This window comes from Chitinophaga sp. XS-30 (genome assembly GCF_008086345.1).
Classification (GTDB): domain Bacteria; phylum Bacteroidota; class Bacteroidia; order Chitinophagales; family Chitinophagaceae; genus Chitinophaga.
This window is the reverse complement of the sequence record NZ_CP043006.1, coordinates 2,529,732-2,545,686: the sequence shown is the minus strand read 5'-3', so window position 1 is coordinate 2,545,686 and position 15,955 is coordinate 2,529,732. Positions and strand designations below refer to the sequence as shown.

Below are 15,955 nucleotides of genomic sequence, written 5' to 3'. Positions count from 1 at the left end.
GCTGTTCATGATGTGCGGCGCAGGAGGGCGCCGCTGCCGTTTCTGTCCGCATACATGATCACACCATCTTTGATCCGTACGCCATCGGCAATATCTTCCGCCAGGAGGAGCGGCCCGTCCATGTCCACATGATCGAGATAAGGCAGCAGATGCGCCACAGCGGAAGTGCCTACGGTGCTCTCATTCATGCTGCCGGTCATCACCTGCATGCCCAGGCGTTTCGCTTCCAGGATCATCCTGCGGGCAGGTGTAATGCCGCCGCATTTGGTGAGTTTTATGTTGATGCCGTGGAAATATCCGTGGCACCTGCTTACATCGCTTTCAACGATGCAGCTTTCGTCCGCGAACAGCGGCAGCGGAGATGCGGCATATACTTTCTTCATGCCCTCCCAGTCTGCCGCAGGCATCGGCTGTTCGATGAACTCCACGCCCAGTTGCCGGAAAGCTGCCGCATTGCGCAGGGTTTCCTCCACGCCCCAGGCACAATTCGCATCCACACGAAAAACGGCATCGGTATGCCTGCGCAGTTCCTTGATGATGGCGATATCATCCTTTGTGCCGAGCTTGATCTTGTAGATCGGCCAGGGAAATTCCTGCAGCTTTTTTACCATGTTCTCCACCGTATCGATGCCGATGGTATAATCCGTCATAGGATTATGGGAAGGGTCGAGCCCCCAGACCTCATACAGCTTTTTGCCCAGCCGTTTCGCATAAAGGTCATGCGCCGCAAGATCCAGCGCACAAAGCGCGAACATATTGTCCTGCAGCCGCGGGAACATCTCCGCCCAGAAAGCCTCCGGTGTATCCAGATGGTAAGATTCAATGAATGCCCTGTGCGCATTGATCGCATCCATGAGCATCGGAACGGTGATATGGTAGTAGGAATTGTCCGCCGTTTCCCCAAGCCCGCTCAGGCCATCCTGTTTCAATTCGGCGACCAGCAGAGGCTGTACGTCCTTGCTTTTTCTCGATATCGTAAAGGTGTGGCGGAATTTTAGTTCAAATGGATATAGTGTCAGCTCCATGAAATAAATATACTGCGGGAAATTGGATTTATTGCCCGCGACCGCTTTGCTTCAATAGCGACCGCATGTTTTCCTGCAGGCCAAGGGCGGCCTTCAGCGCTTCCAGTGTCAGCGGCATGCGGTAACGCCAGTACCAGGGCGTGACTGCGGGATCGTTGATGCGTTCTTCTTCCGGGGCTGTATGAGGCAACGTAAGGTCAAGCGCCAGCCAGTCCTGCAACTGCAAAATGCATAACATGGCGGGGGATGACAGATGTTCCCGGATAACGGGGGCCGCATCGCCTTTATGCCATTCCCGCAAAGTGCTCATATCATGCGTGGAAACGCTGGTGACAGCGGAGTACGGGAGACTTTGCAGCGTTTGCCCGGCCTGCTTGGGCATCCTGGCTATTTCGAGGCTGAGTATCCCCAGTTGCTGCATCACTCCCGGCACGCAATGCGGCACCATGCCCAGGTCTTCCCCGCATACCAGCATACCTGTGGCCTGCTGCAAAACCGGCAGCCTGCGCAGCGCTTCCTGTTCCCACAGTTCGTTATGGCGGTGGTAGAAAAAGTGGTCGCACAACAGCAATAACCGCTCCTGCACAACAGGTTCCAGCGACCGGAAAGACGCGGTGAGCTGCATGCCGAAACGCGGATGGAAAGCGCCGGGGGACGGCTCCAGGAACAGCACATCCGCAGGATCACCGGCAACATAAGGCTGGCAATACCGTTGCCGGCTGAATGGAATGCCCCATTGCTGCAATTCTTCTTCCGTAAAAGGAATGGACGGCTCAAAATACCCCAGGGCCCCGTTCCGCCCACCGGCAGGTATTTGCCAGATGCGGAAGAACCCGAGAATATGATCGATACGGTAGGCGGAGAAATACCGGGCCATGTGCTGCAGCCGTTTCCTCCACCAATCGTACCCGGATGCCTCCATTTGCCGCCAGTTATAAGTAGGAAAGCCCCAGGCCTGACCCTTCTCCGAAAAATCATCCGGCGGCGCGCCTGCCTGTACCTGCATGTGGAAAAGTTCCGGGGCTTCAAGCGCATCTACGCCATGGCGGTGTACCCCGATGGGGAGGTCTCCCTTCATGGCGATGCCTTTTGCATGCGCGTGCTCCACGGCACCGGCCAGTTGCAAATGAAGCTGGTATTGCACAAAATGCCAGAATGCTTCCCCGTCCCCATCACGCTGTGCGCAAAATGCGGCATATGGCTTCAGCCAGTGTTCCTGCGCTTCCGCCCATGCCTCAAATGCCGCATCAGGCTGAAAATCCGGGAACAGCGAACGCAGGTAGTGCATCTTCAGGCGGATCACGGCCTCATAATCCAGCTGTGCATGCCGGTTCAATTCCCGTTGCTGCGTGTAGTAGGCTTCCGGCAGAGACCCCACGTCCGGCAGATGAATGTATAGCGGATGCAGCGCAAAAGCGGAGATCACCGCATAGGGATAGGAGTCCTTCCAGCTGTAGTCAATAGTGGTATCGTTCACCGGCAGCAGTTGTATCAGGCGCAGGCCCGTAGCGGCAGCCCAGTCCGCCAGCAGCCGGAGGTCCCTGAACTCGCCCGTTCCAAAACTGCTTTCCGAACGCAGCGAAAATACCGGCACGGCTACTCCCGCACCTTTCCAGGGCGTCCTGCGGAACCGTGTGAAATCGTCCTGTACAATGTTTTCTCCGGGATGGATATACACTTCCCGGTTGGCGCCTTCCTCGTACACGCCGTCATGCAGATATTTATATTCCAGCCGGGTAAACGGCGGAACATCCATGTTGACCGAAAAATATCCGTCTTCCGTATAGACCAGTTTCAGTGCCTGCGTTGTATCCCAGTTCCCAACTTCCGGTATGCTGCCGGTGAGATAAACGTTCGCTTCCGGTGGTAAAAGCGGCGCCCTGACCCTGAATGTGCAGGCCCCTGGCGATATGCCCCGCTCCTTTTCCCGCCGGAAGAACACCCGGGTAAACGGCGCCATCTGCCAGAGGGTTTCGGGGGCGGACGGAAATATCCAGGTATCCGTCACCGTTAGTTCCGGCCCTATCATGATCGTGCGGCTTTCCTTTTCCGGCAACCCGTTAAGTATATACCGGTAGGTACAGGCGCCCGGCGCTATATCCACGGCAATTTGCCAGTGCTTTTCATCATGATACTGCATCGGCAGCACATCCCCGTTGTCAATAGAAAGATAAAGCTGCTGGCCCCAAACGGAGGAAAAGCGGACATAGAACTGAACCCTCATGCCGGGAAATTACAAAAAAGACGGGAGCGGGAACGAGGCGGGCAATTATTATCCCGGTACTGCCGTTTTACAACTATACCATCCCGTCCATATGACAAAATACCTGCTCCTATACTGCCTGATAGCGATGAGCTGCCGCAAACAGGCGGACACACCGGGCGTACGGGAATATACCGTAACGCCTTCGCAAACCGATGCTGCCATCAGCCATTTCAATGCCCCGCATCATGCTTTCATCTCCGGTAACCGCCCCTCCGCCAATGCGCTGCTCGTTTTTCTTCCGGGCACAGGAGGCGAGCCGAAGCATTACCGCCTTTTTGCACAACACGCGGCTGACCTCGGCTTCCATGTCATCAACCTGATGTACCCGAATGAACCGGCCATCAACCAGGTATGCGCGTCCTCCGGTGACATCACAGCGCATTCCCGGGCCAGGCTGGAGATCATTGACGGAACAGACCGTCACCCGGAAATACAGGTGAATGCGGCCAACAGTATCATCAACCGCCTCGCAAAGATGCTGGCCTGGCTGCACAGCGCCCATCCGGATGAAAAGTGGGGCCAGTACCTGAACGGCGCACAACCTGCCTGGGAAAAGATCATCATTGCCGGGCACTCACAGGGCGCGGGGCATGCCGGGGTGATCGGCAAACATTACCCCGTCGGCAGGGTGATCATGTTCTCGGGAATGGATATGCTCACCAACGGGCAAATACCGGACTGGGTAAACAATACAGCCGGCAGTGAAAAATACTACGCACTGCATCATACGCAGGATGAACTGCTGCATGTCAATATCGTGAAGCAGGGATGGCTGGCCCTGGGGATGGGCGCACCGCAGGACGCGGCCGCATCTTCCCTGAGCGCACAGGCCCTGAGCACTACGGCAACCCCGGCTTCCATCCTTCCCGTCAGATTCCACAATATGACAGCGGTGGATATATACGTGCCTAAAAACAAGCTGAATGCCGCATGGACCTGGCTGCTGGGAAAATAGCCGGATAATGCTTAATTTATGGGATCAATCAAAATCTCATGAAACAATTCCTCACCCTCCTGCTCACTTCCCTGCCGCTCATTTTCGCACAGGCACAGGATTTCCAGCAACAGATCGCAAAAAAAGCAACGGCCGTACTGCCAAAGGTCATTGAATGGAGAAGGCATATCCATCAATACCCTGAATTGTCCAACCGGGAATTCAAAACGGCCGAATATATTGCTCAACACCTTCGTTCCCTCGGCATCGAGGTACAGACCGGCGTAGCTAAAACAGGCGTCATCGGCATACTGAAGGGCGGAAAACCCGGTCCGGTTATGGCTTTGCGGGCGGATATGGATGCGCTGCCGGTATTGGAGCGGTCAGACCTTCCTTTTAAATCGACCGTTACAGCGGAGTATCTTGGACAAACGGTGCCCGTTATGCATGCCTGCGGGCACGATAGCCATGTAGCCATACTGATGGGCACGGCGGAAGTACTGGCGGCCATGAAAAAGGATATACCCGGTACGGTGAAATTCATTTTCCAGCCGGCGGAAGAAGGCGCGCCCGGCGATGAAGAAGGCGGCGCGTCGCTGATGGTGAAAGAAGGCGTGATGGATGGCGTGAATGCCGTATTCGGACTACATATCAGTTCCGCTATAGAAACGGGCCATATCCATTACAAAGCGGGTTCGCTGATGGCCTCGGCTGACTGGTTCTCCATCGCCATCAAAGGTAAACCCGCTCATGGCTCCACACCCTGGAAAAGCATTGACCCCATTATGGTAGGCACACAGATCATCAGCGGCTTGCAAACGATCGTCAGCCGTCAGTCGGATATTGTTACGGCGCCGGTTGTTATTACCGTGGCCAAGTTCCACAGTGGCGTGCGCAATAATATCATTCCGGAAGACGCGCTGCTGGAGGGAACGATCCGTACGCTGGACAGCGATATGCAAAAAGACGTGCACCGGCGCATCCGCCTGACGGCCCAAAAGATCGCGGAATCGTTTGGCGCGGAAGCGATCGTGGATATTGATACGAAAACGCTGGTGACCTTCAATGATTCGGCATTAACGGCCAGCGTGCTGCCGTCCCTGCAAAAGGCTGCCGGAAGCGGCGGGGTGGGTATCACTTCCTGGGTAACGGGAGCGGAGGATTTTTCCTATTACGGCACGAAGGCTCCGGCATTTTTCTTCTGGCTGGGCGGAATGCCCAAAGGCCGGGACCCCGAAAAAGCGCCAAGCCACCACACCCCATCATTCTTTATTGACGACAGCATGCTGGATGTGGGTGTGAAAGCCTTTTGCAATATCATATTTGATTACGGGAGGAAGAAATAATCATCCGGGCAGAGGAAGAAATAACCATCCGGGCAGAGGATGAAAGTCTTCATTCGCCCCACAAAAAAAGGGAGTGCATCAGATCTGATACACTCCCTTAGCTATTACACGAAAATGATTATTTCACTTCTTCAAACTCCGCATCCGTCACCTGATCGCCTGTGCTACCCTGCTGCCCGCCAGGCTGGTCACCTGCTTGTGCGCCGCCGGCATCGGGACCGGGTTGGCCCTGTGCCTGTGATGCTTTGTACATTTCCTCAGAAGCTGCGGTCCATGCCGTATTCAATGCTGTTGTAGCGGCATCGATCTGGGTGAGGTCCTGCGTCTTCTGCGCTTCGCGGAGTTGCTCCAGGGCAGTTTCGATCGGGGCCTTTTTCTCGGCCGGGATCTTGTCGCCATACTCCTTCAGTTGTTTCTCTGTCTGGAATATGAGGCTGTCTGCCTGGTTGATCTTTTCCACTTTCTCCCTTGCGGCCTTATCTTCTGCCTCATTGGCTTTCGCCTCGGCTTTCATTTTTTCGATCTCGTCTTTATTAAGACCGCTGCCGGCTTCGATACGGATATTCTGTGATTTCCCGGTGCCCTGGTCTTTCGCCGTAACGTGCAGGATACCATTGGCATCGATATCGAATACCACTTCGATCTTCGGTACGCCACGCTGTGCGGGGGGCAGATCGTTCAGGATAAAACGGCCGAGCGTTCTGTTCTGTGCGGCCATCGGCCTTTCCCCTTGCAGTACATGGATCTCCACGCTGGGCTGGTTGTCAGCCGCGGTAGAGAATACCTCGCTTTTCTTCGTGGGGATGGTGGTGTTGGATTCGATGAGCTTGGTGAACACACCGCCCATGGTCTCGATACCGAGGGAAAGCGGAGTAACGTCCAGCAGCAGTACATCTTTCACCTCACCGGTGAGCACGCCGCCCTGGATAGCTGCGCCGATCGCTACCACTTCATCCGGGTTTACGCCTCTGTTGGGCTTTTTGCCGAAGAATTTTTCCACCACTTCCTGGATGCGGGGGATACGTGTAGAACCACCCACCAGGATCACTTCATCGATCTTTGATATATCCAGCCCGGAATCTGCCAGCGCTTTGCGGCAAGGCTCCAGTGTTCTTTCCACGAGAGTATCGCTCAACTGCTCGAATTTCGCGCGGGTGAGCTTTTTCACGAGGTGTTTAGGCACTCCGTCCACTGCGGTGATATACGGCAGGTTGATCTCGGTTTCCTGGGAAGAAGACAGCTCGATCTTTGCTTTCTCTGCTGCTTCTTTCAGGCGCTGCCATGCCATCGCGTCTTTATGCAGGTCTACGGCCTCGTCTTTCTTGAATTCTTCAGCCAGCCAGTCCATGATCACTTTATCGAAGTCGTCACCACCGAGGTGCGTATCCCCGTTGGTTGCCTTTACTTCAAACACGCCATCGCCCAGTTCGAGGATGGAGATGTCGAAAGTACCGCCACCGAGGTCAAATACCGCGATCATGCTGTCGTGATGCTTTTTATCCATACCATAAGCCAGTGCCGCGGCAGTAGGCTCGTTGATGATACGGCGAACGTTAAGGCCTGCGATCTCCCCGGCTTCCTTGGTAGCCTGGCGCTGTGCGTCGTTGAAGTAAGCCGGAACGGTGATCACCGCTTCGTTCACTTCCTGGCCCAGGTAGTCTTCCGCCGTCTTCTTCATTTTCTGCAGCACCATGGCTGATATCTCCTGCGGAGTGTACAGCCTGCCATCAATATCAATACGTGTGGTATTATTGTCACCCTTGGCAACTTTATAGCTCCAGTGGGGAATTTCGTTCGATACTTCATCAAAATGACGGCCCATGAAACGCTTCACAGACATAATGGTGTTGTGGGGGTTGGTGATAGCCTGACGCTTTGCGGGGTCACCGACCTTCCTTTCGCCGTTCTTTAAAAATGCAACAACGGAAGGCGTCGTACGGCGTCCTTCATCGTTGGCGATCACTACCGGTTCGTTACCTTCCATTACGGCAACGCAAGAGTTGGTAGTTCCTAAGTCAATACCTATAATCTTTCCCATAATTAAAATATTCTCCTTTTTGAAACAGTGTCCGCTAAAAGCGGTATGTCCATGAATTGTCAATGATTATGCCAAGGCAGGCTTGTCTGAAAATATGTCAGTCCCGCGCGCATATGCTTGTATATGAATTAAAAAGATATCTGAATATCCAACACAATGACACAAATATTTGTTTTTCAGATATACACCTAACAAATCTTATTATGAACAGCTCGATCATCAGATGGGTATTTTGCATGTTGGCCGCAATTCCCGTTACAACACTGGCCCAGACCCGGCCGGAACCCGAAACATCAAGCCCCTCCACATCTTCCGGCACCCTTTTTGGCGGCAGCAGGAACTTCCGGACCTTTTCCATCGGCGTGAACGGCGGTGTTCTCATCCCCTCCGTGGCCACCGGAGGCAGCAATGACTTTTCCAAATGGCAGCTCAATTACGGCTACGGCGCCTACGTCAAATGGCAGCTTCTTCATTTCCTCGGCCTCCGGGCGGATTATGTAGGCGGCAAGCTCAAGGCGGACAACAGCCGTAAACTGGGGAATGGCGAAGACCCCAACAGCCCTTATTCCTCATTCGAGACCAGCCTTAAATGGTCTGGCAGCCTGAATGCCGTATTCAATCTCGCTACCATCAACTGGCTGCACAAACAGAACACCGCCCAGCTGTACGTCTCCGTAGGCGGCGGACTGGCAGGCTACAGCCCCGAGATCACCACTGCCGGCGGCATCACCACCGAATACAAACCCTCCGGCATAATCAAAGAATTTTATGTGCCAATAGGCGCAGGCCTCAAATTCAAATTATCGGAAACCGTGAACCTGGACCTGGGGTACACCATGCATTATCTTGACGGGGACAACCTCGACGGCTATATCAAAGGGGCATCGAAAGACAAGTATGCCTATGGGTACGCCGGCCTGGAGTTCCCGCTCGGCAACCGCAGCAAACCGCAACTGGCGTGGCATAACGCTCCCGCCGTGATGTATGATGAAATGGCGGCGCAGCGGGACCAGATGAAACTGGAACTGGACGCCGAAAAGGAAAACAATGCCAGGCTGGCGGCCAGCGTAGCCAAACTGCAGGCTGACAGCGATGGGGACGGCGTTTCCGACGTTTTCGATAAATGCCCCGGCACCGCAAGTGGCGATAAGGTGGACGGCTCCGGCTGCCCCTTACCGAAACCCGATACCGTAAAACCTGTACAGGTGATCATTACGGAAGATGACCGCCGCCTGGTGCGCGATGCCATTGCCAACCTCGAATTTGCCACCGGCAGCGCCAGCATCAAACCCAGCTCACACATGTCGCTGAATAAAGTGGCAGACCTCCTGGTGCGCAAGAACCTCAGCCTGAAGCTGGCCGGCCATACCGACAATGTGGGGACCGACAGCAAGAACATGATCCTCTCCAAACAAAGGGCCGAATCCGTAAAAGCCTACCTGGTGGGCAAAGGCGTCAATCCCAGCCGGATAGAGGCTACCGGTTACGGTGAAACACAACCTATTGCCAGCAATAAAACAGCCGCAGGCAGGCAACAAAACCGCCGGGTAGAATTCACGATCTATTGACCGGCTGACAACATGACAATGCAGAAGGTCTACGTTTTGTAGCATTCCTTCCTGTGGACTTTAAGGGGACGCGCCGGGAAAACCGGTACGTCCCCTTAAAGTATGTTTTTTAGAAAATCAGGGTTACCTTTACCGCCCGGTTTTCGTTCAATAATCTTTTTAGCTAAATGAGTGTAGTTTCTGCAATTAAAAGCGCCGCAGCAGCGGCCATCCAGGCCTTGTACCAGCAACCTTTCACCACTGCCGACATCTCGGTCAATACCACCAAGCCGGAATTCGAGGGAGAATATACTGTTGTTGTATTCCCGTTCACGAAGTTCAGCCGCCAGAAACCTGAGGAAACAGGACAAACACTGGGGCAACGCCTCCTGGAGCAACACCCGGAGCTGTTCGCCGGCTTCAATGTGGTAAAAGGCTTCCTGAACCTGCAGATACATCATCAATACTGGGTCGGGTACCTTCAAAAAGCGCACGGCAACAAAGCAATAGGGCAAAAACCCGCCAATGGGCGAAAGGTGATGGTGGAATACTCTTCCCCCAATACCAATAAACCCCTGCACCTGGGGCATCTCCGGAACAATTTCCTCGGTTACTCTGTGGCGGAGATCTACAAGGCCAACGGCTTTGAGGTGATCAAAGCCAACCTGGTGAACGACCGCGGCATCCATATCTGCAAGTCCATGCTCGCATGGCAGCTGTTTGCCCATGGCGATACGCCGGAAAGTACCGGAATCAAAGGCGATCACCTCGTCGGCGACTACTATGTAAAATTCGAGACCATCCTGCGGGAACAGGCGGAACCGATCATTTCCCGCGTACTGGAAGGCGACTTCAGCGATTTTGATGAAACGGAAAAAGACCGCGTGCAAAAACTCTTTCAGGCCCTCCAGAAACCTGAAGTGCATGACGACAAGGAAAAGTCCGCCAAGATCACGGACGAGATCAAAGAACTGAGCCGCAACAAGACCGAGATCATGCAGCAGGCGAAGATCATGCTGCAGCAATGGGAAGCCGGCAACCCGGAAGTGAGGGCGCTCTGGCAGACCATGAACGGATGGGTGTACGAAGGTTTCGATGCCACTTACAAACGCCTCGGCATCGACTTCGATAAAATGTACTACGAAAGCAATACCTATCTGCTGGGGAAAGACCTGGTGGAAGAAGGTTTGCGCAAGGGCGTACTGTTCCGTAAAGAAGATAATTCCGTATGGATAGACCTGACCGCGGAAGGGCTGGATGAAAAACTCCTGCTGCGCGGCGATGGTACGTCCGTATATATGACACAGGACCTCGGCACAGCCCGCCTGAAGTATGCAGATTACCAGATGGAGCAAAGCCTGTACGTGGTGGCCGACGAACAGAACTACCATTTCAAGGTGCTGAAGCTGATCCTGGAAAAACTTGGCGAACCTTGTGCGGATGGCGTCTTCCACCTCTCCTACGGTATGGTGGAATTACCCCAGGGCCGTATGAAAAGCCGGGAAGGCACCGTTGTGGATGCTGACGATATGATCGATGAAATGGTGAATACCGCGGCCAGCCACACGGCGGAACTGGGAAAAGTAAAAGGGTTCTCCGAAGATGAACTGCAGGAACTGTATAACACCATCGGTCTGGGCGCTATGAAATTCTTCCTCCTGAAAGTAGATCCCAGGAAAAAGATGATCTTCAACCCCGAGGAATCCATCGATCTGCACGGGTTTACCGGCCCCTTTATCCAGTACAGCCATGCCCGTATCAAATCCATTATGCGCGAGTTCCCGGCGGAATACCTGGAACAGCTGGGCAGCTATCATCACCGCAGCGACCTGCTCCCCATGGAAAAAGAGCTGATCATGCTCTGTGAGCAGTTCGACGGCATCCTGGAAGAAGCGCAAAGGGAAATGAGCCCGGCCGTGATCGCCAACTATGCGTTCCTGCTGGCACAGACCTTCAATTCCTTTTACGCCAAGAAAGAAGAAGGCAAATACATTTACTCCGTCAGGGATGCGGAAACGGAAGAAAGGAAGAAACTGCGCCTGCAGATCGCTTCACTCACCGCCAATACCATCAAGCAAAGTATGAAAATGCTGGGGATCAGCGTTCCGGAAAGGATGTGATCACCTCGTGCCGAGGGCCAGCGCCTGATCGCAGATCGCCTGGCCTTTGGCCACCTCGCCTGAACAGATGTACGATTTTCCCAGCATGAACATGGCAAAGCCGTTCAATGGCTGCAGCATGAGAATGTTGTTCCATTGTGTAATGGCATTCGCAAAATCCTGCTGTTTGTAATAGGCATTCGCCAGGTTGATCATCACCTGAATATCATTCGGGCGAAGGGTCAATGCCTTGCGGAGATGACGGATAGCGTCTGTATAACCGGCCTGTTCAAGGTGGGCCATTCCCAGGTTCAGATAAAGATCTGCATCAACGGCATGGCCAAGTTTACCCGCCTGCTCGAATGCAATAGTGGCTTTCGGATAGTTTTTCATATTAAAATGCATCATTCCCAGTTCAAAATACAGGTCGGCCGCACTGCTGTCCCGCTGCAGCGCCTGCTCATAATAACGGATGCCCTGCGGGTAATCTTCCTGCTGCGCATGGAGGCGCGCCAGTTGGGGAAATACATCCGCCCCCTCTTTTCCGGCTGTTTCCAGCGCCTGTATAGCCTCACGCGGATGGTCCAGCTGCGCATAGCTGATGCCGATGATGCGGTGCATTCCGGCACAACCCTGCTCCTGTGCCCGGAAAGCATATGCCAGCGCATCTTCCCAGGCCTTTTCTTCGAGGAATATTTCCGCGAGCGTCTGCAAAGCTTCCGGGTGCTCCGGTACTACCTCCAGCAGGGCAAATAACTGCTGCTTCGCCGGTTCGGGCTGTTGCTGCTGCCGGAACAGGACCGCCAGCTCCAGGTATGCGTCCGCAAACCGGCTATTGGCCAGGATGGCAGCGGTGAAACATTGCTGCGCTTCCTCCAGGCGGCCGTCCCGCTTCAGGTGCAGCCCTTCTTTATACAGTTGCTTCGCCCGGTCACCGGATGGTGTACCAGCAGAAAGAAGGCATAGGAAAAGGATACGGTACAGGATCATATACAAAGGCATATCGCCCTTATACAAATATAATTAAATAATAATCTATAAAAAGAAATTTATTTGGGATCTACTTCAGATCATCCCCGGAAAAAGAGAGCGGCAGCAGCGCATTGCTGTCCGGTATCACCCAGATCTTCCCGGTCCGGCCGGCGAGGATCAGGCGGATGGGTGCCCCGAACCTTTGCTGGTATTCCGCGAGTGTCTGCCGGCAGATGCCGCAGGGAGTGATGGGCCGGTCGCTTTCTCCCAGCTCATTATCATAACTCACCGCGATGGCTTTTACCGGCATGCCGGGATACAGGGAGGATGCGGCGGAGAGACCGGTCCTTTCCGCACAGATCCCTACGGGATAGGAGGCATTCTCCTGGTTGGTGCCGCTGACGGTCTTCCCGTTTTCCATCAGCAGCATGGCGCCTACGCGGAAGTGGGAATAAGGAGCATAAGCATGTTGGGCGGCCTCCCGGGCTGCGTGCAGCAGAGAAACTTCTTCCTTGCTCAGTGTGGATTCGTCATCATGCTCTTCGTAAGTGAACCGGGCCGTTTTTGTCGCCATATCAGGATAAATTAAAAAAAAGAGAGCAGCAAATGCTGAATCCGAAGTTACTGAAATTCAGCGTTGACTGCCCCCTGTCTGCTTATAAAAGCCTGGTTATTTGATGGTCCTGAACAGGCGGCTCCAGCGGATGCCTCCTTTGCCATAGCTCATCCAGATGAGCCATGCCTTTCCTACCACATGGTCTTCCGGCACAAATCCCCAGTAGCGGGAATCCAGCGACTTATGGCGGTTATCCCCCATCATCCAGTAATAGTTCATTTTAAAAGTGTACAGGTCGGTCGGCGTACCGTTGATCACCCATTGGCCGCTCCTGTTCTCCAGCGTATTGTCTTCATATACTTCGATGATCCTGCGGTAAAGCTCCACATTACTGCTGTCCAGCCGCACGGAAGCCCCTTTCTTTGGAATATAGATGGGTCCGAAATTGTCTACCGTGAATTTGAAGTTCGCGGTATCCTGCGGCCATACGCCATCTACCATGGGGCTGACATAGGGGTGAATATTATTGGACACAACAGGGAAAGCGCCGATGGTGGTGGATTCCGAAGGGGTGAGATTGTAACTGTACTTGCCATGTTCCATGATCTCGTACTGCCCGTCTATCCCCATTTCTTCCAGCCGTACGGGGTTCAGGTGATCTCCGTTCGTGGTTTGCACCTGGTACAGGCGTTCGCTATGCGGGGGCTGCGATTCCGGCTGACCGTTCACGACTACCACACCGTTGACAACAGCGAGCGTATCTCCCGCTATCCCAACACAGCGCTTGATATAGTTTTCCCGTTTATCCACGGGGCGGGAGATCACATGATATTCATTCCACACGCGCTCCCGGCCGTTCCGGCGAACGAGGTCGTAATAACTTTCATCCTGGCGTTCCAGGGCAACGGTATCTCCTTCCGGGAAGTTGAATACCACCACATCATTGCGGCGGATGTCCCCGAAACCGGGAATACGGCGGTATTTCCACTGAATAGCCTCGGAGTAGGCCTTGCTGTATTTGGTAAGCGGTAAAGTATGGTGCGTAAACGGAACTGCCAGTGGCGTCATCGGAACACGGGGGCCGTAACTCACTTTGCTGACAAACAGGAAATCGTTCACCAGCAATGTTTTTTCCATAGACGGGGTAGGGATGGTGTATGCCTCAAAAATGAAGGTCCGTATCAGCGTAGCTGCTATCACCGCAAAAATGGCCGCATCCAGCCATTCGCGTACGGCAGACTTTTTCTTCTTTGGCTGACCGTCCTTCTTTCGCCAAAATGCAAGGTTCATGCTCTTTTGTTTAGGTAGTTTAAAGAACAAATATAATATTCTGCCAATTGTAAGCTAGTTTTCATTCGCAAAAGTTTTCACAAAATCCCGCGATCATTGGCTACCTTGCCGAACTTCTTATCCCTGCTTTTGTTTAAATCTCATATACCTGGCCTTGAACAGTTATACCATCAAAGATCTGGAAAGCCTTACCGGCATCAAAGCACACACGATCCGGATATGGGAGCAGCGATACAAGCTGCTGCGGCCCAAAAGGAAAGATACCAATCACCGCATCTATGACAACCGCGATCTCAAACGTATGATGCGGATCGCCTACCTGTACCATCAGGGCTACAAGATCTCCAGGATCGCGGAAATGACGGACGAGGAGGTAAAGCAGCTGTCGCTGGAAGAAAGCGGCAAGAAAGACGCTCATCTGCACCAGGCCTATATCAACCAGCTGGTGGAAGCCATGATCGATTTTGACCAGAACAGGTTTGAGAAGATATTTCACAACGTATTGCTGCGCATGGGGTTCGAGCAATGTATCCTGACGGTGATCTACCCTTTCCTGGAACGGGTGGGGCTGCTTTGGCTGGCGGACCGCGTGATTCCGGCGCAGGAGCATTTCGCTGCCGGCATCATCCGCAAAAAACTGATGGTGGCTATAGACGGGCTGGAACTTCCGGCAGACAAACCGGAACGTTTTCTGGTTTTCCTCCCGCAGGGTGAGCTGCATGAAATACCCGCGCTCTTTGTACAGTACCTGCTGAAAAAAAGCGGCTGCCCGGTCATCTATTTCGGCTGTAACATCCCGCTGGAAGATATCCGCTTCTATGCGAACCGCAAACCGGTGGATCATATCTACACGCACCTCATCACCAATTTCCCGCAAAGAAAGCTGAACAACCTGGTGCGGGACATGGCTGCGCTTTTCCCGGACCTCCGCATCACCATTTCCGGTCCGCAGGCAACGCGGATCACACCGCCGCTGCCGCCGAATATCCGGGTGATACTTTCACCGGAAGCATTGCTGTCATACGCCCGCAGCAACAGCGGGGCCCTGTAATGACAATAACTCTCTTTCCAATATGCGGCTGATCTCCGCGGCCCGGTTCATGACCATGAAATGCCCGCCTTTAACGATCGTATGAGTGGGGCTGACGTACCGCCGGGGGAAGGGCCGGTCGCTGCTGCCATGAATATGTACGCAACCGGGCGGCACCCATTCGTTCTGCCAGTGCAGCACGGCTCCCAGTGCCCAGCGGGTATAACTGTAATCTTTCCTGGAGAGATAATCTTCCAGCAATTGCTTTTCTTCGGATGTGCTGGTTTGCATGAAGAGCCTTACCACAAAACGCCGGCGGCTGAACAGGAGCTTGTCCGGCAAACGGCGCAATAACAAACGGGCAAGGTTATTATACCAGGGCGGCAGTTCTCCCCGGTGTTTTACGGACGACAGCAGGATGACTTTCTCCACCGGCATCTGCCGCGCGATCTCGATACACATCATCCCTCCGAAAGAAAGGCCAAGCAGCACCGGGTTGGCATGAACGATGCGGCGCGCCAGACGAGCCGCATAATCGCTGATGGATTCATCCGGACTGAGCGGTTTGATCCACGGAAGATAGTGTACGGTATAGCCTTCCGGGAACACCAGGTTCCGGAACACCCGTTCGTCCGCTCCAAGTCCGCTGATCAGGTAAATGTGCTTGTTATTCATCGTCTGCGGTTTTGCGAATAGCGTACCGTTCCATTTTATTGTAGAGATGGCTGCGCTGGATATCCAGCTCCTGTGCCGTCCTGGAAACATTCCAGCCGTTCTTGTGCAGCATGAACTCGATAAAGATCTTTTCCACTTCATCCCGGAATGCATGCAGGCGCGTCAGCACCAGCAGCT

General features: G+C 53.8%; 13 protein-coding genes. 5 read left to right on the top strand and 8 right to left on the bottom strand.

Annotated elements, in window-relative coordinates:
* Positions 1-5 precede the first annotated feature (5 nt).
* Both FW415_RS10465 and FW415_RS10460 read right to left on the bottom strand, forming a co-directional pair.
* Positions 6-1,025, bottom strand: a complete 1,020-nt coding sequence (locus FW415_RS10465) for a dipeptide epimerase (RefSeq protein WP_148384518.1) — start codon at positions 1,023-1,025, stop codon at positions 6-8.
* 28 nt (positions 1,026-1,053) lie between these two features.
* Positions 1,054-3,249, bottom strand: a complete 2,196-nt coding sequence (locus FW415_RS10460; RefSeq protein ID WP_148384516.1) for a 4-alpha-glucanotransferase — start codon at positions 3,247-3,249, stop codon at positions 1,054-1,056.
* Between FW415_RS10460 and FW415_RS10455 the strand changes: the two genes are divergently transcribed.
* Both FW415_RS10455 and FW415_RS10450 read left to right on the top strand, forming a co-directional pair.
* Positions 3,248-4,246 (top strand): hypothetical protein, encoded by a 999-nt coding sequence (locus tag FW415_RS10455; RefSeq protein ID WP_148384514.1) that lies wholly within the window; start codon positions 3,248-3,250, stop codon positions 4,244-4,246. The two genes, FW415_RS10460 and FW415_RS10455, sit on opposite strands and share 2 nt — an antisense overlap.
* A gap of 38 nt (positions 4,247-4,284) precedes the next feature.
* The gene (locus tag FW415_RS10450; protein WP_148384512.1) at positions 4,285-5,571 is read left to right on the top strand and encodes an amidohydrolase; all 1,287 of its coding nucleotides are present in this window, start codon (positions 4,285-4,287) and stop codon (positions 5,569-5,571) included.
* 118 nt (positions 5,572-5,689) lie between these two features.
* Here the strand turns inward: FW415_RS10450 and dnaK are convergent, their stop codons facing one another.
* Complete coding sequence (dnaK, locus tag FW415_RS10445) at positions 5,690-7,609, bottom strand: molecular chaperone DnaK (RefSeq protein WP_148384510.1); 1,920 nt, start codon at positions 7,607-7,609, stop codon at positions 5,690-5,692.
* Positions 7,610-7,812: 203 nt separating this feature from the next.
* Here dnaK and FW415_RS10440 point away from each other — a divergent pair, with 203 nt between their 5' ends.
* Positions 7,813-9,177 (top strand): OmpA family protein, encoded by a 1,365-nt coding sequence (locus tag FW415_RS10440; RefSeq protein ID WP_148384508.1) that lies wholly within the window; start codon positions 7,813-7,815, stop codon positions 9,175-9,177.
* A gap of 167 nt (positions 9,178-9,344) precedes the next feature.
* Positions 9,345-11,276 (top strand): arginine--tRNA ligase, encoded by a 1,932-nt coding sequence (locus tag FW415_RS10435; RefSeq protein ID WP_148384506.1) that lies wholly within the window; start codon positions 9,345-9,347, stop codon positions 11,274-11,276.
* On the opposite strand, the gene FW415_RS10430 is transcribed toward FW415_RS10435, so the two are convergent.
* The 3 genes from FW415_RS10430 to lepB form a co-directional block, all read right to left on the bottom strand.
* The gene (locus FW415_RS10430; RefSeq protein ID WP_168208761.1) at positions 11,277-12,245 is read right to left on the bottom strand and encodes a lipopolysaccharide assembly protein LapB; all 969 of its coding nucleotides are present in this window, start codon (positions 12,243-12,245) and stop codon (positions 11,277-11,279) included.
* Between the two features lie 70 nt (positions 12,246-12,315).
* Positions 12,316-12,801: a cytidine deaminase gene (locus tag FW415_RS10425; protein WP_148384502.1), complete on the bottom strand. Its 486-nt coding sequence runs from the start codon at positions 12,799-12,801 to the stop codon at positions 12,316-12,318.
* A gap of 96 nt (positions 12,802-12,897) precedes the next feature.
* On the bottom strand, positions 12,898-14,073 hold the full coding sequence (lepB, locus tag FW415_RS10420; RefSeq protein WP_148384500.1) for a signal peptidase I: 1,176 nt from the start codon (positions 14,071-14,073) through the stop codon (positions 12,898-12,900).
* 154 nt (positions 14,074-14,227) lie between these two features.
* On the opposite strand from lepB, the gene FW415_RS10415 reads away from it, so the two are divergent.
* Positions 14,228-15,124 (top strand): MerR family transcriptional regulator, encoded by an 897-nt coding sequence (locus tag FW415_RS10415; RefSeq protein WP_148384498.1) that lies wholly within the window; start codon positions 14,228-14,230, stop codon positions 15,122-15,124.
* Here FW415_RS10415 and FW415_RS10410 read toward each other — a convergent pair.
* Both FW415_RS10410 and FW415_RS10405 read right to left on the bottom strand, forming a co-directional pair.
* Positions 15,092-15,778 carry an alpha/beta fold hydrolase gene (locus FW415_RS10410; protein ID WP_168208760.1) on the bottom strand — a complete coding sequence of 229 codons (687 nt, stop codon included), beginning with the start codon at positions 15,776-15,778 and terminating at the stop codon, positions 15,092-15,094. The genes FW415_RS10415 and FW415_RS10410 overlap by 33 nt on opposite strands.
* Positions 15,771-15,947, bottom strand: a complete 177-nt coding sequence (locus tag FW415_RS10405; RefSeq protein WP_148384494.1) for a helix-turn-helix domain-containing protein — start codon at positions 15,945-15,947, stop codon at positions 15,771-15,773. Before FW415_RS10405 ends, FW415_RS10410 begins: the two co-directional genes overlap by 8 nt.
* Positions 15,948-15,955 lie beyond the last annotated feature (8 nt).